Below are 25,673 nucleotides of genomic sequence, written 5' to 3' on the forward strand. Positions count from 1 at the left end.
GAAATGTTATGATTGAATCCCTGAGACAGTGGCTAGTAGGCATATGTACAGCCGTATTTTTCATTACTGCCATAGAAATGCTTTTACCAGATAATAGCATGAAAAAATATTGTAAATTTGTATTGGGGCTTATATTGATTACAGTATTCATTAATCCACTGATAAAGATATTTAATAAGGATTTTGATATAAACAGCTATACGGCAAAAGCTATAGAGAGCTTTGAAGAGAATACTAAAAGTGAAAAATCTTTAAAAGATTTTAATGAATATAAGGAGAAAAGTAAAGCAGATACCATAGAAGCCTTTGAAAGTAATCTCAAGTTAAGCTGTGAAAAAAACTTAAAGGAAAAATATCCAGATGGAAATTATAAAGTAACAATAAAAGCTGATTACGATGAGGAAAGTAATATTGTATATGTAAAAAATGTGAATGTAGAAATTCAAAAAGGCAGTGTTGAAAAAGTGAAAAAAGTAGATGTGAGTGGTAAAACTACTTCTGTGAGTAATTTTAATGAAGAAAGTAATGAGCAGTGTAATAAGATAAAGAACTACTTAAGCAAAGAATTAAATGTATCGGAAGATGTGATACATGTAAATTCTTGATGAGGAGGGGTAATTTTGGATTTTAAAAAATGGCTTAGCGAACTTCTTAAAAAAGGTAATAAAAAAAATTCTAATGATAAAAAAAATATTATGAATTTGGCTATAGTATTTCTAATAGGGTTGCTCATAATTATAACTATAAATTTTTTTAGTGGTTACAGTGAAAATACATATAATAATTTAAATAGTAATAAAAATAGTAGTACAGATGAGACTAAAAAGGATACCACTGAAGAATCCACCTCCACAGATGAAAATAGCTCCCATGATTATGAAGAATCCATACAAAAAAATTTAAAGAATACTTTAGAACAGATAGAAGGGGTAGGAAAAGTAGAAGTGATGATTAGTTTTGAAAGTGGAGAGGAACATGTACCAGCAGTAAATGTAAATGATACAACTAATACCACAGAAGAGAAGGATAATGAAGGAGGAACGAGAAATACCACTCAAAAAAATAATGGAAGCACAGTGGTTATCACAAACGATGGAAGCAAATCAGAACCACTTATAGTAAAAACATATAATCCTAAAATATTAGGTGTGTGTGTGGTAGCTGAAGGAGCTGAGAATAAAGTAACTGAACTTAGGATATCAAAGGCTATAACTGATTTATTTGGATTATCTGAAGATAAGGTGAATGTATATCCTATGAAAAAGTAGTATATAAGTCTACTTTTAAGCATATAATTTTTTAGAGTTAGGCATCTTAGAATAAATAACAAATTAAAGATGTCTTATATAGAGGGGGAATTAAAATGAATAAAAAACAGGCAGTTATAATTGTGACTCTTTTGGCGTTAATAGTTTGTGTAGGAGTAGTTGCCACAAAACTCAATAGTCCTATAAATTATGTGAATGGTTTAGATAATAATGGAACTAGTAATAGTACAGTATCATCCAACAGCACTAAAAGTAAAAGTACAGAGTCCGATACTACACAGTCTAAAGACAGTAAGTCCCAGTTTTTTGAAGAAACAAGACTTACAAGAGATCAAAAAAATGCAGAGACTCTTCAAACCTTAAAAAATTTTATAGATGATCAAAATGTATCCCAGGATAATCGTACAGATGCTGAAAAAAAATATACTGCCCTGGCTATGAATGCAAATTATGAAATGAAGATAGAAAACACTTTAAAGAGTAAAGGATATGAGGATGCCATATGTTCTATAGAAAATGATAAGGTTAGAATAATAGTTAAAAATAAAGAAAAATTAACAGATAAGAATACACGGGAAATAAAAGATGTAGTTATGAGTATTTCTAAATTGCAGGATGTGGAGATTGAAGTGAAGGAAAGCTAAATTTTCAAGATTAAATGCAGTAAGGATAATTACATAATGGATATAACATATGTGAAGATAATAATAAGTTAAAAATAGTTAAATTAATTGTAAAAAAAAAATTCATTTGATATAATGTATCTAATGTTAATCTTTCCATGATGTGAAATCTAGGAGGTGCAGTTATGGAAGAAAATATGAATAATGAAATTAACATGGGTATTGTAAAGATATCTGATGAAGTTGTAGGTGTAATTGCAGGTCTTGCTACTACGGAGATAAATGGAATAGTCGGAATGAGTGCCAGTCTTGTAGGGGGGATTACCCAAATACTAACAGGTAAAAAGAATTTGTCAAAGGGCGTCAAAGTAAGTGTAGGAGAAAATAATGCAGCTATAGATTTGTTTGTGGTAGTAGAGTATGGAGTAAGAATTCCTGATGTGGCATTAAAGGTTCAACAAAATGTAAAAAGGGCAGTGGAATCTATAACGGGATTGGAAGTTTCAGCTGTAAATATACATGTGCAAAATGTTATGATTTCTAAGGCAGAAGAAAATGATAATATTGATATTATGGAAGAGTAAAATACTAACACCCTCTATATTAAGAGGGTGTTTATATTTAATGCATGTATTAAAATACTTAGATTGTGTATAAATATATATTTGCATATAGATATACTTGAACTAGTATATTAGTTTAAGTATAATTATATCTGAAATGACAATAATTATTTTTAAAAGAGTATATATCCAGGCGGGAGGAAAAGATGAATAGAAAAAAGACTAGAGAATTGACTATGAAATTATTATTTCAAATGGCTATAAATAAAGAAAAGGCTGATGTTATTATATCAAATTTAAAAGAAAATATTGAAATGGAGCAGGGAAGTCAAAAAAATAGTATATCACAGATTTATGGAGAAAATATGGGCGATTTGAAAAATATAGATATAGATTATGTAGTAAGAGTGCTAAGGGGAATAGAAAAAAATGAAGATATGCTAAATATTGAGATTGAAAAATATTTGAGGAATTGGAAATTGAATAGATTATCTAAAGTAGATTCTGCAATTCTAAAAATTTGTACATATGAATTTTTACACGAAGATGACATACCTGAAAAGGTATCTATAAATGAAGCCATAGAATTGGCTAAAAAATATTCATCTGAAAAATCTGCCTCATTTATAAATGGAGTACTTGGAAACATGATAAAAGATGAAAAAATAAAAAAGTGATAAGATATAAGAGGTAAGGTATGTATATTAAAACGTTAACAGTGTCTGATATTAACCGTTACATAAAGAAAACTCTGGATAATGATTTTATACTTGGTAATTGTTCTGTTAAAGGAGAAGTTTCGAATTTTAAGTTTCACAGCAGTGGACATATGTATTTTTCTTTAAAAGATAAGTTTAGTAAAATAAATTGTATCATGTTTAAAAGTTCAGTGGAAAAGTTGAATTTTATGCCGGGAGATGGTATGAAAGTTATAGTTAAAGGAAGAATATCCCTCTACGAGAAAGAAGGGGTGTATCAACTTTATTGCAGTGAAATGAAGCCGGATGGAATGGGAGAATTATATCTGGCTTTTGAAAAACTAAAGATAGAATTAGAAAAAAAGGGGTTATTTGATATTTCACATAAGAAAAAGATACCCCTCTATGCTAAAAAAATAGGAGTAATTACATCACCCACAGGAGCAGCAGTTAAAGATATAATAAATGTAACTAGAAGAAGAAATAAAAAGATAGAACTTTTAATTTATCCTTCACTAGTACAGGGAACAGGTGCTAGTGATAATATTATAAAGGGGATTGAAACCTTCAATTCCATGGAAGATGTAGAACTTATAATCATAGCAAGAGGAGGAGGTTCTATAGAGGAGCTTTGGTGCTTTAACGATGAAAAATTGGCAGAAGCTGTGTATAGTTCTAAAAAACCTATAATAACAGGAGTGGGACATGAAATTGACTATACTATAGTGGATTTTGTATCTGACATGAGGGCACCTACCCCTTCTGCTGCTGCTGAAATTGGAGTTTTTAGTCTGGAAGAATATGTGCAGAAAATATTAAATTATAAAAATAAGCTTTATAATAGTGTTAAAAATACAGTAAATGATAAAAAGAATAGACTGGCTTTTGTAAAGAAAACTTTAGAGGTGAATAATCCTTTAACTTACATAGCAAATGAATATGAAAATATAGACAAAATCAAAGAATCCTTAAACTTCAAAATAAAAGTAATCATTAATGGAAAAAAAGAAAAACTAGGAAAAATAAATGCACTTCTTTCTGCCCATAATCCATTGAATATTTTAAATAAAGGATATTGTATAATAGAAGATGAACAGAAAAATGTTATATCTTCTATAGAAGAACTAAATAAAAAATATAAAGTTGATATTATCATGAAAGATGGAACTTCCAAAGTTGAGCTTATCCATTACAAAAAGTGAGGTGATTGTGGATTTATGCCTAGGAAAACGGAAACTTATAAAAGCATAATGTTAAAACTGGAAAATATAGTAGCATCTATGGATAGTAGTGAGTTGTCTTTGGAAAATAGTTTAAAAAGTTATGAGGAAGGGGTAAAACTCTGCAATAAGTTATATAAGATTTTAAATGAAGCTGAAGAGAAAATAAAAGTTCTTACTGAAGAGGGAGAAAGGGATTTTGATATTGAATCTTAAAATTATGGAATGGAGAAGTATACTATGGAAATTAAAAGGGTATTTAAATCTCTAAAGGAGGAACTAGATATATATTTGAGGGAATATATGAAAGATAGAGGAACCTATAATAGAAAAATATATGATTCCATGGAGTATAGTTTAAATGCGGGAGGCAAGAGAATAAGACCTATGTTGTTTCTTCTAACTTATAGAATGTATAATAAAGATTATAGTAAAGTTATGGATATTGCAGCGGCTATAGAAATGATACATACTTATTCTTTGATTCACGATGACCTGCCTGCTATGGATAATGATGATTTAAGAAGGGGAAAACCTACAAATCACAAAATATTTGGAGAAGCTATTGCAATACTTGGGGGAGATGCTCTCTTAAATGAAGCCATGAGCATTATGTTTAGGCACTGCATAGGGAAAGGGGAAAATGCCATAAGGGCGTGTAGCATTATTTCTGAAAGTGCAGGGGCAGAAGGAATGATAGGAGGGCAGACAGTAGATATTTTAAGCGAAAATGTAAAAATATCTGTAGATAAGCTTTATTATATGCATAGTAGAAAAACAGGAGCAATAATAAAAGCTTCAATAGTTTCTGCTGCAGTATATGCATCCACTGGAGAGGAAGAAATAGACAAATTAAAATGTTATGGTGAAAAGTTAGGATTGGCATTTCAAATAAAGGATGATATATTGGACGTATTAGGTGATGATGCTGTTTTGGGAAAAAAGACAAAAAGCGACTTGAATAATGATAAGACTACCTTTGTAACTGTTTATGGATTGGATAGATGTGACAGAATGTGCAGCGAAATTACGAAAGAGTGTATGGAGATTTTAAATGAAATAGAAGGAGATACCTCTTATTTAAAAGAGTTAACCCTGCTTTTATTAAACAGAAAAAAATAAAGTATTATGACACAGTAGAGTATTCAATTTCTATTATTATTGTGTAAAAGAGGATAGGTAAAATGTTTAATTTATTAGATAATTATAAAGATGTAAATGACATAAAAAAGATGTCTTTAGACGAGAAAAAACAGCTGGCTTTAGAAATTAGAGAATTTTTAATTGAAAATGTGTCTAAAACGGGAGGACATTTAGCCTCCAATTTGGGAGTTGTAGAACTTACATTAAGTTTATTTAGTATTTTCGATTTAAATCATGATAAACTTATATGGGATGTAGGACATCAAGCTTATGTGCATAAGCTTCTTACAGGCAGAAAAGATAAATTTCATACCTTAAGACAATTTGGAGGGATAAGCGGTTTCCCTAAAAAATGTGAAAGTGTGTATGATTTCTTTGAAACCGGACACAGCAGTACTTCCATATCTGCAGCACTGGGTATGGCCAGAGCTAGAGATTTAAAGGGAGAAAAACATAATGTGGTGGCAGTTATAGGAGATGGAGCATTAACAGGAGGAATGGCACTGGAGGCATTAAATGACGTAGGCTACAGAAAGACAAAACTTATAATAATACTAAATGACAATCAAATGTCCATAGGGAAAAATGTAGGAGGAGTATCCAGATATTTAAATAAATTAAGAGTAGATCCTAAGTATAATAAATTTAAAGAAGAAGTGGAAAGTACATTAAAAAAAATACCTAATATAGGGAAAGGTATGGCTAAATATCTCGAAAGATTAAAAAATGGAATAAAAAAAATGGTAGTATCGGGAATGTTCTTTGAGGATATAGGAATAAAGTATTTAGGTCCCATAGATGGACATAATATAAAGGACCTTACGGAAGTTATGACTGCTGCAAAAAAAGTAAATAATCCAGTTATTATCCATGTAATAACTAAAAAGGGTAAGGGTTATGAATTCGCAGAGAAAAATCCAGGCAAATTTCATGGAATAGGGCCTTTCAATTGTAATAATGGAGAGATAGCAGCTACCTCCACCAATACATATTCCAAGGTCTTTGGAGATGAAATGGTAAACTTAGCAAGAGAAGATAAAAAAATAGTAGTTATAACTGCTGCCATGAGGGATGGCACTGGACTTCAAAATTTTGCAAAAGAATTTCCAGAAAGATTTTTTGATGTGGGAATTGCAGAACAACATGCTGTGACTTTAGCAGGAGGAATGGCAGTGGAAGGATTAAAACCTGTATTTGCAGTTTATTCTACTTTTCTTCAGAGAAGTTATGATCAGCTTCTTCATGATATATGTATTCAAAAGCTGCCGGTGGTTTTTGCTGTAGACAGGGCAGGAATTGTGGGAGATGATGGAGAAACTCATCAGGGTATATTTGATTTGTCCTATTTAACTGAAATGCCTAATATGACTGTTATGTCACCTAAATGTATGGCTGAACTCACGCATATGCTAAAGTGGGCATTAAATCAAAATTGCCCTATAGCTATAAGGTATCCTCGGGGAGGGGATAATGTATACCTTACGCCTTTAGAAGATTTTGAATTTGGCAGATGGGAATATATTTTAAATAAAGGGAAAATAGCATTAGTAGCCCAGGGAAGAATGGTGGAACATGCAGTTTTGGCAGCAGAAAAACTTGAGCAAATGGGAATTTTAGTAAGAGTTATAAGTGCCTGTTTTATTAAGCCTTTAGATAAGGTAATGCTTAAGAAACTAATAGAAGAAGATGTGACTATTATAACTATTGAAGATAATATAATAAGAGGTGGTCTTGGATCCTATATATTGGAATATGTAAATACATTACATAGAAAAGTAGATGTAATAAATCTAGGATTTAAAGATGAGTTTGTAAGGCATGGGAAACCAAGTATTCTGTACAAATTATATGGACTTGATACAGGAAGTATTGTAGATAAAGTACTCAAAGTAGTGAAATTAAGTGGTATATTTTAGAAGTGACAAAGGAGTTTGTTATGTCAGAGCCAAAGGAAAGAATAGATGTACTTTTAGTAGATAAAGGTATTTTTTCCTCACGAGAGAGGGCAAGAGCCAGTATTATGGCAGGAGAAATATTTGTAGATGGACGGAGAGTAGATAAGTGTGGACAAAATATAAAAAGGAGTTCTAATATAGAATTCAGAGGAGAAAAGCTTCCTTTTGTGAGCCGAGGAGGGTTAAAATTACAAAAGGCCTTAAAAAAATTCAATATAATTTTAAAAAACAAGGTGTGTCTGGATATAGGAGCATCTACTGGAGGATTTACGGACTGCATGCTCCAGAAGGGAGCTAAAAAAGTATTTTCCATAGATGTAGGATATGGTCAGTTTGCGTGGAAGCTTAGAACAGATGAGAGAGTAGTATGTATGGAAAGGACGAATATAAGGTATGTTACTTTTAAAGATATAGGGGAATATTGTGATTTTGCAAGTATAGATGTTTCCTTTATATCGCTTAAAAAAGTTTTACCTGCAGTTATAAACTTATTAAAGGAAAATGGAAGTATAGTAGCTCTTATAAAACCCCAGTTTGAAGCAGGAAGGGAAAAAGTGGGGAAGAAAGGAGTAGTTAGAGAACAATCTACCCATATAGAAGTTATTAAAGCAATTGTAACTTTTTTAAAAGAAAATAATTTAAAAATAATTTCTCTTGATTATTCACCTATAAAGGGACCCGAAGGAAATATAGAATATTTAATATATTTTACCAAGGAAAAAAAAATAAATGAATCGTTTGAAGAAGAGGATATAAATACTATAGTAAGAACATCACATGGGGAACTGAATGGAGAGGAACTATGAAGAATATAGGAATTAACGTTAATACAACAAAAGATCCAAATAAAGAAATGCTCAATTTTATAATAGAAAGTATAAAAAATATAGATAAAAGTGTAAATATAAAGACATATGAAAATTGTATGGGGCTTGATGAAAATGAAAGCAGCAGTCTGGATGTAATTATAGTACTTGGAGGAGATGGAACTATATTAAACACTTCTAGAAATGTACTTAGATCAAAGACTCCTATACTTGGAATTAATATAGGTCACTTAGGTTTTTTGGCACAGGTGGAAATAAACAGTGTGGAAGCTGCATTAGAGAAACTTTTTAGAGGGGAATATACAATTGAAAAGAGGGATATGATTCAGTGCACCTACAATGAAGGTAATAAAATAAAAAGGTACGATGGATTAAATGATGTGGTATTATATAGGGGAATTAAGTCAAGAATACAAAGATATGATGTGTATATAAATGATGCTTTTTATAATAGTTTTAGTGGAGATGGTATTATTATCTGTACTTCTACAGGGTCTACAGCATATAATTTATCGGCAGGGGGTCCTATAATACACCCACTCTTAGATGTATTATGCTTAACACCTATGTATTCCCAATTTTTTGCATCTAGAAGTATCGTATTAGACAGTAGATCTCTTATAAGTATATCGATAGAAAAGAATTATGAAGATTCATTTTTATCTATTGATGGCCAAAAATGGGTAGCGGTGAATGGCTCTCAAACCATAAAAATAAATAAATCCAAAAACAAGAGAAGACTCATCAAGTTTGATGATGCCTATTTTAATACACTTAGAGAAAAAATTATTTTTAATGCAAAAGGATGTGAAGGTGGAATATTATGAAGGTAACTAGACACGCTAAAATACTGGAGATTATTAATTCAAATAATATTGAAACTCAGGAGGAATTAGCAGAAAAACTTAAAAATAGCGGCATGAATGTAACTCAAGCTACTGTTTCTAGAGACATAAAAGAGTTGAAACTTATAAAGGTATTATCAGATAATGGGAGATATAAGTATGCAACTATATCTCGCACGGAAAGTTTTTTATCTAATAAGCTTGTAAATATATTTTCTCAAACTGTAGTAAGCGTTGAAAATATAGATAATTTTGTGGTTATAAAGACTATTTCAGGCTCTGCCTCTGCAGCAGCGGAAGCTATAGATTCTCTAGGTTTTATAGGTATAGCAGGAACTATAGCTGGAGATAATACTATATTTGTAATGGCTAGGGACAGAGAGAAAGCTCACGGTATAACTCAAAAGATGAAAAAAATGATTTCACAATAGGAGGATATACTATGCTGCTTCAATTAAATATAAACAATTTTGCCCTTATAGAAAAATTAATTATATCTTTTGAATCAGGCTTTAATATACTTTCTGGAGAAACTGGAGCAGGCAAATCAATACTTATCGATGCCATAAATTATGTCATGGGGAGTAAATTTAACAAAGATTTAATAAGAACAGGCAAAAATAAAACTTTTGTGGAAGCTGTTTTCACTATAGAAAATCCTAAAACTTTTGAAATATTGAATGAAGAAGATATTTCTGGAGAAGAGAACATGGTTATAATCAGCAGGGAATCATTTCAATCTGGAAGAACTATTGCAAAGGTAAATGGAAAGTCTGTTTTAATATCTAATTTAAGAAAAATAAGCAGTACATTACTGGATATACATGGACAACATGATAGCCAGAATTTGTTGGCAGAAGAAAATCACATAAATTATTTGGACTATTATGGAGAAAGTGTTCTTCATAGCCCATTAAAGGATTATAGAGAAAAATATGAAAGTTTAAATGATGTTAAAAGAAAAATATATGAAATATCGGGAAAAGAGGGGGATAGAGAAAAAATCATAGACTTTCTAAAATATCAGATAGATGAAATAGATTCTGCAAATTTAGTAGAAGGAGAAGAAGAAAAATTAAATGAAAAATTCAAAATTTTCTCAAATCGGGAAAAAATAAATTCTGTTATCAATGACTGTTATATAAAATTATACAGTGGAAAAGAGGGACAAATTTCCGTATATGATAGTTTAGGAGTAATTATAAAACAATTGAATTCCATAAAAAATATTATGCCTGAAATTGACAATATACATAATTCCTTTGAAAGTATATATTATGATGTAGAGGGAAATATAGAGGATTTAAGGAGTATTAAAGATAATTTTCACTATGATGTAAATGAACTGGAGTACATAAATAACAGAATAAATGATATTAATAATTTAAAAAATAAATATGGGAGTAATATAGAGAATATACTACATTACAGAGATAAAATAAAAGTTGAATATGAAGAAATGAAAAATATGTCTCAGGTTATAGAAAAATTAAATTTGGAAAAAATAAAATTAGAAGAGTTACTTAAATTAAAAGCTAAAGAAATCCATGAAATAAGAAGTAAATTAGCAGAGAATTTAGAAAAAAATATTAAAAATGAATTGGATTTTGTAGGACTTGAGAAAAGTAAATTTAAAATACAAGTTAAATTGGAAAATAAATTTACTTCAAAAGGCATGGATGATGTAAAATTTTATATAGCTACAAATCCTGGAGAACCATTAAAGCCCCTGGAAAAAATTGTATCGGGAGGAGAACTCTCTAGAATAATGCTGGCATTAAAAACAGTGTTTATAGATAAGGATTTTATTCCCTCCGTTATATTTGACGAAATAGATACGGGCATAAGTGGGAGAATAGCACAGTGTGTAGCAGAAAAAATGTATGCAATATCTAAAAAGCATCAGGTATTTTGTGTTACTCATCTTCCCCAAATTGCATGTATGTCAGATATTCACTATTGGGTTTCAAAACAGGTAATTGATAATATGACCTACACTAAAGTTAAAAAAATGGATAAAAGGGAAAAGGAATGTGAAATAGCCAGAATGATAGGAGGCAGTGAAGTTACAAAAATTACTTTAGAACATGCAAGAGAACTTATTAATATGGCGGATTTGAAAAAGGATAAAATTAAATAGTATTAATTTTATAAGTTATCTCTAAAGTATATAAAATGATAAATTATTTTTATGAGTACTTCAAGAGGTGACTTTTAACTTTTTGTATAAAATTTATATTCTAAAACAATACATTAACTCTAAATGAAACTATATGATAGCATAATAACATATTTAAAAGGGCAACTTAAAGCTAAAGAAGCAGTATAAGACAGGAGGCAAAACCATGGCAAAAAAATTTAGAAATATTCTGTATTGGATGTTAATTCCTATCCTGTTTGTAATATCAGTTGCCTATTATAAAGAAAATATATATAAAAATATTCATTGGTTTCAAAATAATAAAATGAAATCTACATTTAATACAGTGGCAGCTAGTGATGTTACTGTATATTTAGGTGGTCAGCCTATCGGGGTAAAGTTAAATACTAAAGGAGTCCTGGTAGTGGCTTTTTGTGATGTAGAGACTTCAAAAGGTAAGGTTTCAAGTCCAGCTGCATCAGCTGGAATACAAATAGGAGATAATATAATTAAAATAAATGATACTGTGGTAAAAAATTCTGAACAGACTCAAGCTGAAATAAATAAGACAAAAGGTAAAGATATTAAAATAGTAATAGAAAGAGATGGAAATAATATAGAAAAGGTAGTAAAAGCTGTTAGTGGTATAGATGATAATAATTATAAAATAGGGTTGTGGATAAGAGATTCTACTGCTGGAATAGGAACTCTAACCTTTTATGATGAAAAGAGCGGTATGTTTGCTGCATTAGGCCATCCCATAATAGATATAGATACAGGCACAAGATTGAATATAAATTCAGGAGAAATAGTAGAATCTTCTATTGTATCGGTTAAAAAGGGTGCCAAGGGAAATCCCGGGGAGTTAAAAGGTATATTTGTCAATGAAGAAGCTAAGCTTGGAAATATAGAGAAAAATACGGAATGCGGGGTATTTGGCAGGGGAAACAATAAGCTTAAAAGAGGAACTAATTGTATTAAAATCGGTCTTAGAAATGAAATTAAAGAAGGTCCCGCCAAAATCTTAACTACCGTAGATGGGGATAATCCTGAGTTTTACAATATAGAGATAGAAAAATTGCTGTCACAGGACTTACCAGGACCTAAAAGTATGGTTATAAAAGTCACAGATAATAGATTATTAAATAAAACAGGAGGAATAGTTCAAGGTATGAGTGGAAGTCCCATAATTCAAAATGATAAGTTAGTGGGGGCAGTAACCCATGTGCTTATAAATAAACCTGATGTAGGGTATGGAATTTATATAGACTGGATGCTAAAAGATACAAATATATTGTCAAAATAAAAAAAGTAGATAAAAATTATAAAGGATTTGAGTAAATATAGAAAATATGGTAAAATAATATTGTAAAAGATAGCATTTTAAATGCTATCTTTTACATTTATATCATTAAGATAAATATATAAAAAATTTTTTTATATAAAAAAGAAGGAAATAAAATTCCTGTGTCGAATTTATTAATTTGTTAACATATGGGAATTTATTAAAAAGGGGAGTGGTAAATATGGAAGAATCAAAAATAAGTGTAGTTATTGCAGATGATAACAAAGAATTTTGTAATATTTTAAATGATTATCTTTTAAATCAAAGAGATATAATGGTTACAGGTATTGCAAAAGATGGGGTAGAAGCCCTTAAGCTAATTGAAGAAAAAAGACCGGATTTAGTAGTATTAGATATAATAATGCCTCATCTTGACGGACTTGGAGTATTAGAAGAATTAAATAACATGAATATGGAGCCAATGCCTCGGATAATAGTTCTATCTGCAGTGGGACAGGACAAGATAACCCAAAGGGCTATAACACTCGGTGCAGACTATTATGTAGTAAAGCCTTTTGATATGGATGTATTTACTCAGAGAATTAGACAGATGTTTAATAGCGTTATAAGCAGCGGAGAAGATATAAAGAAAACTGTATCTTTTATAGATGCAGGAGAAGTAAGGTTCCAAAGAGATAATCCTACTGATTTGGAACAGGAAATAACAAATATAATACATGAGATAGGTGTACCTGCACATATAAAAGGATATATGTATTTAAGAGAAGCAATAACCATGGTAGTAAATAATATGGAATTATTATCTGCAGTTACAAAAGAACTATATCCATCCATAGCAAAAAAATATAATACTACTGCCAGCAGAGTTGAAAGGGCAATAAGACATGCAATTGAAGTAGCTTGGTCAAGGGGACAGGTAGAAACTATAAATAAAATATTTGGATATACAATACATAATGATAAAGGCAAGCCAACAAATAGTGAGTTTATAGCTATGGTTGCTGATAAACTAAGATTAAAAAATAGAGTCAGTTAAATCATTTAGGATCTTCCGTTTATTTGCTGGATATGAATGGAAGATTTTTTGAGATATAAAAGTCTAATAAGTATAATAAGCATTTAATTGACAAGAATAATGTTGAAGTATAAAATTGATTACAATGAATAGGTTTAAATAGATAATTTGAGATATAGGTTCTAAAAGAGACTGATTTAACAATCTAATAAAGGTAGAGGTGTTTAACTATGAGTTTTTTTGAGAAGACCATAAGTAAAGAAACAATATTTAATGGAAAGATCATTGATTTAAATGTTCATACAGTTGAATTACCAAACGGAAAAACAAGTAAAAGGGAAATAATAAATCATGCAGGTGGAGTTGCAATAATTGCTTATAAAGACAGTGAAACTTTATTTATGGTGGAACAATTCAGAAAACCTATAGAAGGGGTCTTACTTGAAATACCTGCAGGCAAGATTGAAAAAAATGAAGATGTGCTTGAATGTGCTAAAAGAGAATTGGAAGAGGAGATAGGTTATAGGGCCAAAGAACTTAAATATTTAGGAAGAATAGTTACAAGTCCTGGATTTTGCGATGAATATATATTTATTTATAAGGCAGAAGAATTGTATAAGGGAAGAGACGACTTAGGAGACGAAGATGAATTTATAAATGTTAAAGAGATTAAAATAGATAGAGTCAAGGAAATGATAAAAGAAGGAAAAATAATAGATGCAAAAACTATTTGTGCTCTTATGATGATATAATGTATTTTTAACGGATAATAAGTGTTGTTTATTTTTGTGCAACTAATATAAAGTCATATAACTCTTTTGTAAATCATAAATTAATTAAAAGAAGATGATTAACAAAAGGGGGATGAGATTATGTTAGAAAATAAAGCACTAAATTTAATAAATAGACATATTAAAAATAACTTTTGGCTGTATATTATAAGTTTAGTATGCTTTTTCACCGGAATAGTTATTGGAATATATAGTGTTAGATATATGGGCGGATTTGAAAAAAGTGATCTTTTAAGCTATCTCAAGAATTTCACTAAAGTAGTAGATTCAGGAAGTGTAAATTATAAATCTATATTTTTAGAAACTTTAAAAAATAATATTCCCATAATTTTAATGGTATGGTTTTTGGGACTTACAATGATAGGAATACCTGTAATACTTATAATAGATATAATTAAAGGATTTACCATAGGATTTACTATGAGTTTTGTAATAAGCAGTATGGGGATTAAAGGAATGTGGTTTTCATTTCTTGGAGTGTTACCACAAAATATAATATACATACCATGTATAATATTTTCTTCTGTGCTTGCTATGGAATTTTCACTTATGCTTTTTAAAGATAGAGCAAGAGTTCCATGGAAATCCCACATCCTGGTGAGATTTACATCTTATTCTATGTCTTTTCTGCTTGTGTGTATTATAATGTTTATAGGTTTTTTTATGGAATCTTATCTGACTCCTAATATGATTAAATTTATTGTAGCAAGTTATATGAGGATATTATTATGATTTTAGATGAACAAAAATCAAATTTTATTATAGAAGTATTGAAGTGCTTTTTCATATTAGTATTTTTTGGAATGTTTTTACCTAAATTTATAGACTTAGTAATATATAACCTCGTAGTTAAGTCTCATTCCTATGATAATAGTATATTTGTGTACAATATATTTAGCAAAAATATAGATATAATATACAATTATATTACTGTTTTTAATGAATTTATAAAATTTTAACTCCCGAAGAGTAGGTGATAATTTTGGAAAGCTTTTTACTGGGCTATGCAGAACAACTGGAAAAAAAACACATGAGTAAAAATACATTAGATGCATATATTAGGGATATAAATAGATTCTATAATTTTATAAAGAAGAGAGAAGGAAACTTAAAAGAAGTGGAAGTAGTGTCTATAATGGCATATGTACAGTATCTTCAAAAAGAAGGCAAGGCAATTTCATCCATAGTTAGAAATATAGTTTCTCTTAGAAATTTCTATAAATATCTAATGGTTAAGGGAGTAATAAACGAAAATCCTCTTTTGTACTATGAAATCCCTAAAGTAAAGCATAATATACCCAAAGTTCTAACTGTAGATGAGGTAGACAAGCTTCTTGATTCTCCAGATTCTACTACTTATAAAGGAATAAGGGATAAAGCTATGCTTGAAATAATGTACGCTGCAGGAATGAAAGTGATGGAACTTTTAACTTTAACCATATATGATATAGATTTAAAATTTTCATATATACGGTGTAAAAGTCTTAAGAACAAGGAAAGACTGGTACCTATAGGTTCTGTGGCAGTACAATATTTAAAAAATTATTTAGATATAAGACCTCAATTGAATATATACAATTTGGATACTTTGTTTTTGAATTTAAGAGGTGCAGCCATGAGTCGCCAGGGATTTTGGAAAATTGTAAAATACTATGCAAAGGAATCTAAAATAGACAAGGATATAAATGCCTTTACTTTAAGACATTCTTTTGCAGTACATTTGCTTCAAAATGGTGCAGATATTAAATCTGTACAGGAACTTTTGGGACATAAAGATTTATCCGCTACCCAGATATATTCTGCAGTACTAAAGAAGAATAAAATTGCAGAAGTATATAAAAAATCTCATCCACGGGCATAATTAACATATGTTTTAAATAGTTTTGTATAGTGAAGAGAGGATGAGTTTATATGGAGAGAGTAATTTTAATAGTATTTGACAGTGTAGGTATAGGAGAATTACCAGATGCAAAAGAATATGGAGATGTAGGAAGCAATACTTTGGGAAATATATCAAAAGCTGCAGGAGGACTTGAAATTCCAACTTTATACAAACTAGGGATTGGAAATATACAGGGAGTTGAAAATTTAAGAAGATGTGAAAAACCTATAGGAAGTTTTGGAAAGTGTGCTGAATTATCCAAGGGAAAAGATACTGTAACGGGACACTGGGAAATGGCAGGGATTGTTTTAAAAACTCCTTTAAATACTTATCCCCAGGGATTTCCTGAAGATATAATAGAAGAATTTCAAGTTAAAATCGGTAGAAAAGTCCTTGGGAATAAAGTGGCATCGGGTACGGAAATAATAAATGAGTTGGGAAAAGAACATGTAGATACAGGATACCCTATAGTATATACTTCTGCAGATAGTGTATTTCAAGTGGCTGCCCATGAAAAAATAATTCCAGTGGAGGAATTATATAAAATGTGCAAGATAGCCAGAGAAATGCTTCTAGGAGATAGAACCGTAGGAAGGGTAATTGCAAGACCTTTTATTTATGACAAGGGAAAGTATGTAAGAACCTCAAATAGAAAAGATTTTGCACTTGATCCTCCGGGAAAAACCATGCTGGACTATATAAAAGAAGTTGGATTAGATGTAATGGCAGTAGGCAAAATAGAGGATATATACAATAAAAGAGGAATAACAGAGGCAGTTCATATAAAAAATAATATGGATGGTATAGACAAAACCTTGGGTTATATGAAAAAAAATAAATCGGGACTTATATTTGCAAATTTAGTTGATTTTGATATGCTGTATGGACATAGAAATGATACAGAAGGATATGCTAAAGCTCTTGTAGAGGCAGATAAGAGGATTCCTGAAATAATTTCTAATATGAATGAAGAGGATGTGCTTATAATAACTGCAGATCACGGGTGTGATCCAACTACAAAAAGTACAGACCACTCCAGAGAATATATACCTGTTTTAGTGTACGGAAAAAATTTAAAGGCGGGTGTAGACATAGGTATAAGGAAAAGTTATTCTGATATAGGCAAAACTATATTGGAACTTTTAGATATAAAAAATAATCTTCAGGGAATTGGTTTTAAAGATTTAATAAACAAATAACTAAAAGGACATAAAAATCTTTCAAGTATTTGTTTATTCCAATGTGGTAAGTAGCTAATATTCCTATATTCTTCAAAGAGGGAGATAAACACTTCTATGCGCCTGGATAATATCTTAAGGGAGAAATTTAGTATGGATATGAAATATATAATTCAGAAGAAAAAATCTGGCAGAAGTTTAACGTCAGAAGAAATAGATGAAATGGTGCAGGAATATGTAAAAGGACAAATACCTGATTATCAGATGGCAGCTTTTCTTATGGCAGTTTGTTTTAAGGGAATGACTGAAGAGGAGACTGCAAATTTAACCTTATCTTTTGTTAATTCTGGAGATAAATTAGATTTATCAGATATTAAAGGTATAAAAGTGGATAAACATTCATCCGGAGGTGTAGGGGACAAAATTAGTTTAATTGTTGTGCCTTTAGTAGCTGCATTAGGTGTACCTGTGGCTAAAATGAGTGGCAGAGGATTAGGCCATACAGGGGGCACCATAGATAAGTTGGAAGCCATAGAGGGTTTTAACACCCGGTTGAGTAAAAAAGATTTTATAAGCAATGTAAATACATATAAAATGGCTATTGCAGGTCAGTCGTCAAATTTAACTCCTGCAGATAAGAAGATTTATGCATTAAGAGATGTTACTTCTACAGTGGAAAGCATTCCTTTAATTGCAAGCTCAATTATGAGTAAAAAAATAGCTTTAGGGGCAGATGCAATAGTTTTAGATGTAAAGGTAGGCTCTGGTGCATTTATGAAGTCTTTGGGTGAAGCCAAAGATTTGGCGAGAACTATGGTTTCAATAGGTAAATCTCTCAATAAAAAAACTATAGCATTGGTTACGGATATGAATCAGCCTTTAGGACATGAAGTGGGAAATGCAAATGAGGTTAAAGAAGCAATAGAAGTATTAAAAGGTAAGGGGGCAGAAGACGAAACTTTAGTGGCACTTACTATAGCTTCTTACATGGCTGTATTAGGCGGGGTATTTCAAGATGTAAATACCGCATATAAGGCTTTAGAGGAATTGATCAAATCAGGCAGGGCAATAGAAAAATTCAGGGAATTGGTAAAGATACAAAGAGGAAACCCCCAGGTAATTGATAATCCCAAGTTGTTTCCACAGGCACAAAATCATATAGATATAAAAGCTCATAAAAATGGCTATGTATACAAAATTCAGGCTGAATCCATAGGACGATCTGCAATGTTGCTTGGTGCTGGAAGAAAGACAAAAGAGGATATAATTGATTTATCTGCCGGAATTACAATGGTTAAGAAAGTAGGAGATAAGGTTTCCATAGGGGATACGCTCTGTATTTTACACAGCAATATGGATAATTGTATGGAAGCGGAAGAAATAGCTTTAAATGCTTTTTCTATAGGGACTACAAAACCTCCTGAAATTCAGTATATTTACGATGTTATAGAGTAAGGAATCTTCAAATTGTTATATGAGCGCTATCATTACAAGTGTGATGTTAGTGCTTTATTTTTGATAAAAAGGTAAAAATAAGTTATAATATATAAAATAACGAAAAGGATTGATATAATAAGATATAAGGTTAGTATAGAAAAGTGGTGAATTTATGGTTAATAATATTGATTTACCTAAGATAAAGCAAAAAATAATATTTATGCAAAGTAACCTGAATAAATTAAAGAAATTGCAAAAGATTTCTAAAGATATATTTATAGAAGATTTTAGAAATGTGGACAGTGCTAAGTATTTATTACAGGTGACAATTGAAGCTATGCTAGATATAAGTAATCATATAATAGCTAGAAACCGAATGGGAAAACCGAAGACTAATAAGGAAAGTTTTGAAATACTTGCAAAAGAAAGCATTATAGATAGAAAGTATGTGAATATTTATTTTGCTATGGCCAAATTTAGAAATAGAATTGTTCATATGTATTCTGATGTTAATGATGAAATGATTTATGAAATAACTCAAAATAATTTAGAAGATTTCGAAGCTTTTATTCAAACTATAATTAAAAATATTAATCTATAAGTAAATTATTAATTTTATTATAGAAAATTTCAGATGTAAGTATGGAATTGGAGGTGATACTGTGCTGAACATAGAAAATGAAATAGAAAGTTTAAAAAAATATTTTAGTAGACAGCCTGATATCCTAGGAGTATGGATAGTAGGGTCTTATGGAACTGAATATCAAAGAGAAGAAAGTGATATTGATTTTGCAATACTTTATAATAAAGACATAAATGATTTAGAAGAAATTAAATATGCTTGCGATATTACAGAAATACTTAAAATAGATAACATTGACACTATAAACTTAAGAAAAGCACCTATCACTCTTCAATTTAAAACCATAAATGAAGGTAGAACTTTATATGAAGCAGATTATATTAGGGTATGTGACTATATAGAATACGTAATAAATAGTTACCAGCATAACAAGTATTATTTAGATCAGTTTGATAAAGATTACTTTGGTAGTTTTTGATTTATAAAAGGGTAAGTTATATATTGAACATAAAATTGCATATGAAGGAATTGGTATATTGAGTAAGGCAGCACACTTTTAGGATTAGTATGTAAGGTGTGCTGTTTTTTTCTGCTAGAATCATAGTATTATGAGGTATTGTGTTGCAGAAAGTATGGGATTAAGAGTTTTATTGGTAATAATTTATTTTTTCTGTAGAGATAAAGTTGACCTTTGAGAATTTGAGTATTAAGGATTCTCACAAGGCCACCATTGTATATTTATAAAGTATGTGCAATTTTGTTTAACTCTTCAGACATAGAAGATATTTCTTCTATGCTGGCTGTAATCTCTTCTGAAGCAGCAGCTTGTTCCTGAATTGAAACTAGTGAATTTTGGCTTTTTTCACAGGTCTTATTTACTTTTTCCTTGATAGAGTCAGTTAATTCTTTAATTTTTGGAACTGTGCCCCTGGATTGTTCAGACAGCTTTCTAATTTCCTGTGCAACAACACCAAATCCTTTTCCTAACTCTCCGGCCCGGGCTGCTTCAATGGAAGCGTTTAATCCAAGCATGTTGGTTTGATTGCCAATCTTACTAATAAAAGATGACACTTCATTGATTTCTTCTGATAGTTTTATTATCTCATTAATATCTTCATTGAGCTCTTTTTCATTTGTATGTATGGCGGATGCAGATGCTGCCAATTGTGAAATTACGGAAGCTATTCCCGCAAGATTGTGTTCGAGGCCTGATGACATATTCCGGAGATTACTAGCAGTTACCTTAGGTATTATTATACCCAAAGTAGCTACGACTTCCTGTGAATTATCTTCATCGAATAATGGATAACATGTTGTAAGGGTGGGTACTCCATGTGCTGTGCTGTCCCGCTCCAGTGAAATTTGTTTTTTCGTTTTTATAGCTTTGGCGGCAGTATTATCTTCATTTAAATCATATCCTATTTGGAGATGAGGTATATCAAATTTTTTTGAAGACTGTCTATAAGCAATCTTCTCTAAATCTGTCATATAAATAAAAGCACCCTCTGGATACATTTCAGCTAAGATTGGTGCAAAATCAGTAAATGATTTTGCTACAGGATGTAATCTTGGAAATACAATGGAGAATGCTCCTATAGGTTGATTTTTTTCATTAACTAAAGGTTGAGCCAGTGTTGTTAACCTCATTCCGTAAAGAGAGCGGGGAACATTTTGTATTATTGTCCTATTTTCTTTTATTGCCCTGCCTGCTATACTGTTAGAATTCAATTTTTCTCCAACATGAAATATATTTAAATCAAAATCTTTTGATGCCTTTCTCCAGATGAATGTATCCCCTTCTATAATTAAATATAAAACTCCTCCTGATATTATATCAACATGCAATTCTGCTATGGTTTTCAAACAATCTATTTTATTTATAGAAATCATTATAATAACTCCTTTCTTAAAATCAATATAAGTTAAATATAGGGGTTAATGATTAATTTCATAATTTCATAAATATTTGAAAAGTTCATAATAGTATTTATATTTTACCATTTTAATTTTTATATTTCAATCCTGTTTTATAATTAGTCCTGTCTAAATATTGTATTATTACTAAAAATATATAGAATAATTAGTTATTTTAATATATAATTAATAATGTAATATAGAACTATAGTATAATGCGGTATGGTACAAATTAGAATAAATTAATATATTTTTTATAGAAAATTTTAAATAGTAAATATTTTTAATGATATTTTAATATTGAACTTGTGGTTGAAAGTTAAAAAATAACTGTAAAAGGAGGAGACTAATTGTTGCGGAATATATATTAGAATCTATAAAGAACTTATATGGACTTCAATATTGTTAATTGCAATTGATCTATATTGTTAACTTAATTGATTATAAATTAATTAAGTTTTATAGAATTCTGTAAATTTTGGCAACGGTGCTGCAATAATGTATGTTGTGTTATTTATAGCCATAATATCAATATTTTTTATATTTAATTACATTAATATAAAAAAGGATAGAGAGTTAGTTGAAATTAACAAGAAATTTAAATTACAAACAATGTATTTTGAAGAATTATTTAGGAATTCTCAAGATGGGATTATTATACTTGATAATGAAGATAGAATTGTAAACGTTAATGAATCTTTTGAAAGAATTTTTCAATATAAATTGGAGGAAATAAAAGGTTTATTTGCAAATGATGTTATTGCAAACTTTAATATAGAAGATGCTTTTCAGTTTTCCAACATAATCATGCATGGCGGTACTGTTAATGCAGAAGCTAAACGAAAAAGAAAGGATGGCTCCTTAGTAGATGTAAATGTAATTGCTTTTCCTTTTATATTTGGTACAAATCAAGTTGGATTATGTGCCATGTATAAGGATATTGCCTATAAAAAAAAGTCAGAACAGGAATTGCAGCTGCAGAGACTTTATTTTAGCCAACTTTTAGAAAACTCTCCTGAGGCCATATGTATGCTTGATAATGAAGATAGAATTATTGATGTGAATCCTGCATTTGAAAAACTCTTTGGATATACCAAAGAAGAGCTTAAAAATTATTATATAAATGATAGGATTGTTCAAAAAGAGGCAATTGAAGAGGCAACTGCTATTTCTAAAAGTATTATGAGCGGAAATATTGTAGAATACGAAACCTTTAGGATGAGAAAAGATAAAAGTTTAATTAATGTGCATATACTGGCCCATCCTATATTATTTGAACACAAGCAAATAGGTGTATTTGGAATATATAAGGATATAACTGAACAAAAATGCTCGGAGGGGGCATTAAAGGCAAGTGAGTATACTTTTCGCACACTCTTTGAAAGTTCATCGGATCCGGTTATTATTGTGGAAAATAGTAAAATAATCGATTGTAATACAGCGGCCGTAGAAGCATTGGGTTATGCCTCTAAGATGGGAATAATCGGAAAAAGTCCATATGAGATTTCACCAGAAAAACAACCTGACGGAAGTATATCTAAAAAGAAACAAGATGATATGTTAAAAAAAGCTGTTGAAAAGGGAAAAATTAAATTTGAATGGTGGAATAAAAAAATTGATGGTACTCTATTACCTGTGGAAGTTATGATAACCGCTATTTTACTTAATGGAAAAAAAGTTTTTCATTGTCTGTGTAGAGATATCACTGAGAGAAAAAAAATGGAACAGAGGCTGAAGTACTTAAGTTATAGAGATCAATTGACATCTTTATATAATAGAAGGTTTTTTGAAGAAGAGTTAAAACGTATGGATGTAAAGTATAATTTTCCTTTGACTGTTGTTATGGCTGATGTAAATGGCCTAAAACTTATTAATGATTCTTTTGGACATACTGTGGGGGATGAACTTCTTAAAAAAGTATCGGAAGCTATGGAGAAAGGATGTCCACAGGGAGGTGTTGTTGCTAGATTAGGTGGAGATGAGTTTGTGATTTTGATGCCTAAAACAGATTTGCATAAAGCCAGACAAATTATAAATGATATTAAAGGCATGTTGTTAAAAGAAAAGGTAAATTCTGCTTATGTAGATGTATCTTTTGGATATGAATGTAAAATAAGTAATGAACAAAAAATTGAAGAAGTCTTAAAAAAATCAGAAGATAATATGTATAAGAAAAAGCTTTTTGAAAGTCCTATTATGAGGAAAAAAACTCTAGCTTCCATTATCAAAGCTCTTTATGAGAGAAATGAAAGGGAAGAGCAGCATGCTCAGAAAGTTTCTGAATTATGTGAAAATATGGGTAAAGCTTTGGGATTACCAGAAAGTGAAATTGAAGAACTTAAAACTTTAGGATTATTTCATGATATAGGAAAAATAGCTGTGGATGAAAGTATACTTAATAAATTAGAGGGGTTTGCCTCACATGAATTAGAACAATTGAAACGTCATTCGGAAGTAGGGTATAGAATACTAAATACAGTAAGTGATATGACACAAATAGCCAGATATACACTAGCACATCATGAAAAGTGGGATGGAAGCGGATATCCAAAATGTCTTAAAGGAGAAGAAATACCCCTTCAGTCAAGGATTATAGCTATAGCAGATGCCTATGATATTATGACTAATGAAAAAAGAAATGGAAAAACTTTAACAGAAAATATGGCGGTAAAAGAATTGAAAAAAAATTCGGGAACTTATTTTGAACCAAGATTGGTGAGGATATTTATAGAAAAGGTATTAAATAGACCTTTGGTTGAAGAAGATACTGGTAGTTAAGCATATAATTTAAGTGTATATCTTATAATAACATATAAGAGATATTTTTAATTTATGAGGTGGTTGTTATGGATTTTAATGATGTAATAAAACTAAGAAGAAGTATAAGAAAATTTAAACCTGATGCTGTAGAGGACTCTTATATAAAAGAAATATTAGAAGCTGGCAGAATGGCGCCATCTGCATCAAATCTCCAATCTACACGATATGTGGTGATAAAAAGTGAAGAAGTAAGGAAGGAGATGGAGCAGTGTACTTTACCTTTTGTTACTAAAGCTCCAGTTATAATAGTATGCTGTATAGATACAGAAGTGTTTTTGACTGCGGCCAAGAGATCCCGGGAATTAATAAATTCGGGAGCCTTTGAAGATAATGGCGAGGATAGAGAAAAAATCAACAAATATAAGGAAACCACTACATTGAATAAAGAAACTGCCAAAGCTCACTTATGGCAAAATGCAGGTATTGCTGTTGAACATATGGTATTAAAAGCAGTTGATTTAGGACTTGGAAGTTGCTGGGTGGGTATTGTAGATCGTGAAAAAGCTAAAAAAATATTGAAACTTGAAGATAGATATGATATAGTGGCACTTCTCCCAATTGGGTATCCAGATCAAGATCCATCTCCAAGGCCAAGGCTGCCTATGGACGAAATACTTTTAAAGGAGATGTAGAATAATATATTTTTAAATTTCATTAGTTACAGGGCTCTTAAACTATCCCTAAATTATAATTAATGCTCCCTCTGATTTTCAAATATACAGAGGGAGGGTTTTTATAAGCTATTTGATTTTAACAAGTACGTAAAAATCAATTCCTGTAATATTAAAAATTTATTTTGCCAGAGGTTTTCCTCTTTAATTGGAGTGATAAAAAATAATACTATAGTAACAATAATTGAGTACCATATAACTAAATGTGAAACCATACCTATAGACCATTTGCTTGTTACTATTATTTTCAAAAATATATATAAAGTATTGTTGTATATGCCGTCAAAAGAGGCATTATAATATACAATAGTAATATCTTTAATGGTTTAGGATAAGATTTTATGGATAATTCCTTATGTTTAGGAGATATTCCGGAAAGAAAATAAGACATTGAAAATAAAAATACTACAAGTAACCATGTGTAATAGTAAATCTTAGTTAAAACTTTTATTTCAAGCAATTTGTCTATGGTAAATAAAATAGCTGAAAGCCCCAAATATAATATAATGGAATAAATCACTGTTACAAAAAATGATGTGAAAACAGTTATGACATACATTTCAAAATTTTCTTTTTTTATAAAATAAGGGATAAAAAGAAATGCCATGTATAGTGAAAGACTAACGGCGGAGTATCTGGTGATGGAATATAGTAAGTGGAAATCTCTTGAAGCTGGAATATAAACCTATTAAAAGTTTTTTAGTATAATGTATAAGTTTCATAGTGACCTACCTGTGATTATAGTATATTATATTTAATATATATTATCATAAATCATTTGTAAAATGGTTGAA

27 protein-coding genes are annotated in these 25,673 nt (G+C 30.2%); 25 read left to right on the forward strand and 2 right to left on the reverse strand.

The annotated features are described in order from the left end of the window. Positions 1-8 precede the first annotated feature (8 nt). The 23 genes from spoIIIAF (at position 9) to mntA (ending at position 19,952) form a co-directional block, all read left to right on the forward strand. Entirely contained in the window at positions 9-605 is a 597-nt protein-coding gene (gene spoIIIAF, locus CKL_RS06020; RefSeq protein WP_012101604.1) for a stage III sporulation protein AF, read from the forward strand. 15 nt (positions 606-620) lie between these two features. After that, positions 621-1,268, forward strand: a complete 648-nt coding sequence (spoIIIAG, locus tag CKL_RS06025; protein WP_012101605.1) for a stage III sporulation protein AG — start codon at positions 621-623, stop codon at positions 1,266-1,268. 95 nt (positions 1,269-1,363) lie between these two features. Continuing rightward, positions 1,364-1,912, forward strand: coding sequence for a SpoIIIAH-like family protein (locus CKL_RS06030; RefSeq protein WP_012101606.1), 549 nt, complete (start codon positions 1,364-1,366; stop codon positions 1,910-1,912). A 164-nt stretch (positions 1,913-2,076) separates the two neighbouring features. Further along, on the forward strand, positions 2,077-2,475 hold the full coding sequence (locus CKL_RS06035) for an Asp23/Gls24 family envelope stress response protein (protein ID WP_012101607.1): 399 nt from the start codon (positions 2,077-2,079) through the stop codon (positions 2,473-2,475). Between the two features lie 185 nt (positions 2,476-2,660). Continuing rightward, complete coding sequence (gene nusB / locus CKL_RS06040; protein WP_012101609.1) at positions 2,661-3,131, forward strand: transcription antitermination factor NusB; 471 nt, start codon at positions 2,661-2,663, stop codon at positions 3,129-3,131. 20 nt (positions 3,132-3,151) lie between these two features. Then, the gene (gene xseA, locus CKL_RS06045; RefSeq protein WP_012101611.1) at positions 3,152-4,354 is read left to right on the forward strand and encodes an exodeoxyribonuclease VII large subunit; all 1,203 of its coding nucleotides are present in this window, start codon (positions 3,152-3,154) and stop codon (positions 4,352-4,354) included. 15 nt (positions 4,355-4,369) lie between these two features. Further along, a complete protein-coding gene (locus CKL_RS06050) occupies positions 4,370-4,588 on the forward strand; it encodes an exodeoxyribonuclease VII small subunit (protein WP_012101612.1) in 219 nt (72 codons plus the stop codon). A gap of 24 nt (positions 4,589-4,612) precedes the next feature. Continuing rightward, positions 4,613-5,494 carry a polyprenyl synthetase family protein gene (locus tag CKL_RS06055; protein ID WP_012101614.1) on the forward strand — a complete coding sequence of 294 codons (882 nt, stop codon included), beginning with the start codon at positions 4,613-4,615 and terminating at the stop codon, positions 5,492-5,494. A gap of 62 nt (positions 5,495-5,556) precedes the next feature. Continuing rightward, positions 5,557-7,431, forward strand: coding sequence for a 1-deoxy-D-xylulose-5-phosphate synthase (gene dxs, locus CKL_RS06060; protein WP_012101616.1), 1,875 nt, complete (start codon positions 5,557-5,559; stop codon positions 7,429-7,431). 20 nt (positions 7,432-7,451) lie between these two features. After that, entirely contained in the window at positions 7,452-8,276 is an 825-nt protein-coding gene (locus CKL_RS06065; protein WP_012101618.1) for a TlyA family RNA methyltransferase, read from the forward strand. Then, positions 8,273-9,124, forward strand: a complete 852-nt coding sequence (locus CKL_RS06070) for an NAD(+)/NADH kinase (protein WP_012101619.1) — start codon at positions 8,273-8,275, stop codon at positions 9,122-9,124. The genes CKL_RS06065 and CKL_RS06070 overlap by 4 nt, the downstream gene beginning before the upstream one ends. After that, positions 9,121-9,573: an arginine repressor gene (locus tag CKL_RS06075; protein WP_012101620.1), complete on the forward strand. Its 453-nt coding sequence runs from the start codon at positions 9,121-9,123 to the stop codon at positions 9,571-9,573. The genes CKL_RS06070 and CKL_RS06075 overlap by 4 nt, the downstream gene beginning before the upstream one ends. 11 nt (positions 9,574-9,584) lie before the next feature. Further along, on the forward strand, positions 9,585-11,282 hold the full coding sequence (recN, locus tag CKL_RS06080; protein ID WP_012101621.1) for a DNA repair protein RecN: 1,698 nt from the start codon (positions 9,585-9,587) through the stop codon (positions 11,280-11,282). 205 nt (positions 11,283-11,487) lie between these two features. After that, positions 11,488-12,588: a SpoIVB peptidase gene (gene spoIVB, locus CKL_RS06085; protein WP_012101622.1), complete on the forward strand. Its 1,101-nt coding sequence runs from the start codon at positions 11,488-11,490 to the stop codon at positions 12,586-12,588. A 220-nt stretch (positions 12,589-12,808) separates the two neighbouring features. Further along, the gene (spo0A, locus tag CKL_RS06090; protein WP_012101623.1) at positions 12,809-13,624 is read left to right on the forward strand and encodes a sporulation transcription factor Spo0A; all 816 of its coding nucleotides are present in this window, start codon (positions 12,809-12,811) and stop codon (positions 13,622-13,624) included. Between the two features lie 209 nt (positions 13,625-13,833). After that, the gene (locus CKL_RS06095; RefSeq protein WP_012101624.1) at positions 13,834-14,355 is read left to right on the forward strand and encodes an NUDIX hydrolase; all 522 of its coding nucleotides are present in this window, start codon (positions 13,834-13,836) and stop codon (positions 14,353-14,355) included. A 120-nt stretch (positions 14,356-14,475) separates the two neighbouring features. Further along, a complete protein-coding gene (spoIIM, locus tag CKL_RS06100; RefSeq protein ID WP_012101625.1) occupies positions 14,476-15,126 on the forward strand; it encodes a stage II sporulation protein M in 651 nt (216 codons plus the stop codon). Beyond that, positions 15,123-15,353, forward strand: coding sequence for a hypothetical protein (locus tag CKL_RS06105; protein ID WP_012101626.1), 231 nt, complete (start codon positions 15,123-15,125; stop codon positions 15,351-15,353). The genes spoIIM and CKL_RS06105 overlap by 4 nt, the downstream gene beginning before the upstream one ends. Before the next feature lie 23 nt (positions 15,354-15,376). Beyond that, the gene (gene xerD / locus CKL_RS06110; protein WP_012101627.1) at positions 15,377-16,255 is read left to right on the forward strand and encodes a site-specific tyrosine recombinase XerD; all 879 of its coding nucleotides are present in this window, start codon (positions 15,377-15,379) and stop codon (positions 16,253-16,255) included. 50 nt (positions 16,256-16,305) lie between these two features. After that, the gene (locus CKL_RS06115) at positions 16,306-17,475 is read left to right on the forward strand and encodes a phosphopentomutase (protein WP_012101628.1); all 1,170 of its coding nucleotides are present in this window, start codon (positions 16,306-16,308) and stop codon (positions 17,473-17,475) included. A 132-nt stretch (positions 17,476-17,607) separates the two neighbouring features. Next, positions 17,608-18,909 carry a pyrimidine-nucleoside phosphorylase gene (locus CKL_RS06120; RefSeq protein WP_012101629.1) on the forward strand — a complete coding sequence of 434 codons (1,302 nt, stop codon included), beginning with the start codon at positions 17,608-17,610 and terminating at the stop codon, positions 18,907-18,909. A 154-nt stretch (positions 18,910-19,063) separates the two neighbouring features. Continuing rightward, a complete protein-coding gene (hepT, locus tag CKL_RS06125; protein WP_012101630.1) occupies positions 19,064-19,492 on the forward strand; it encodes a type VII toxin-antitoxin system HepT family RNase toxin in 429 nt (142 codons plus the stop codon). A 61-nt stretch (positions 19,493-19,553) separates the two neighbouring features. Further along, on the forward strand, positions 19,554-19,952 hold the full coding sequence (mntA, locus tag CKL_RS06130) for a type VII toxin-antitoxin system MntA family adenylyltransferase antitoxin (RefSeq protein ID WP_012101631.1): 399 nt from the start codon (positions 19,554-19,556) through the stop codon (positions 19,950-19,952). Between the two features lie 260 nt (positions 19,953-20,212). Here mntA and CKL_RS06135 read toward each other — a convergent pair whose 3' ends face one another. Further along, positions 20,213-21,364 (reverse strand): methyl-accepting chemotaxis protein, encoded by a 1,152-nt coding sequence (locus CKL_RS06135; protein ID WP_012101632.1) that lies wholly within the window; start codon positions 21,362-21,364, stop codon positions 20,213-20,215. 522 nt (positions 21,365-21,886) lie between these two features. Here CKL_RS06135 and CKL_RS06140 point away from each other — a divergent pair. Both CKL_RS06140 and CKL_RS06145 read left to right on the forward strand, forming a co-directional pair. Then, positions 21,887-24,166 carry a PAS domain S-box protein gene (locus tag CKL_RS06140; protein ID WP_012101633.1) on the forward strand — a complete coding sequence of 760 codons (2,280 nt, stop codon included), beginning with the start codon at positions 21,887-21,889 and terminating at the stop codon, positions 24,164-24,166. Between the two features lie 68 nt (positions 24,167-24,234). After that, positions 24,235-24,840 (forward strand): nitroreductase family protein, encoded by a 606-nt coding sequence (locus CKL_RS06145; protein ID WP_012101634.1) that lies wholly within the window; start codon positions 24,235-24,237, stop codon positions 24,838-24,840. A gap of 286 nt (positions 24,841-25,126) precedes the next feature. Here the strand turns inward: CKL_RS06145 and CKL_RS06150 are convergent, their stop codons facing one another. Beyond that, complete coding sequence (locus CKL_RS06150; protein WP_012101635.1) at positions 25,127-25,486, reverse strand: DUF4153 domain-containing protein; 360 nt, start codon at positions 25,484-25,486, stop codon at positions 25,127-25,129. Positions 25,487-25,673 lie beyond the last annotated feature (187 nt).

Source organism: Clostridium kluyveri DSM 555 (genome assembly GCF_000016505.1).
Lineage (GTDB): Bacteria > Bacillota > Clostridia > Clostridiales > Clostridiaceae > Clostridium_B > Clostridium_B kluyveri.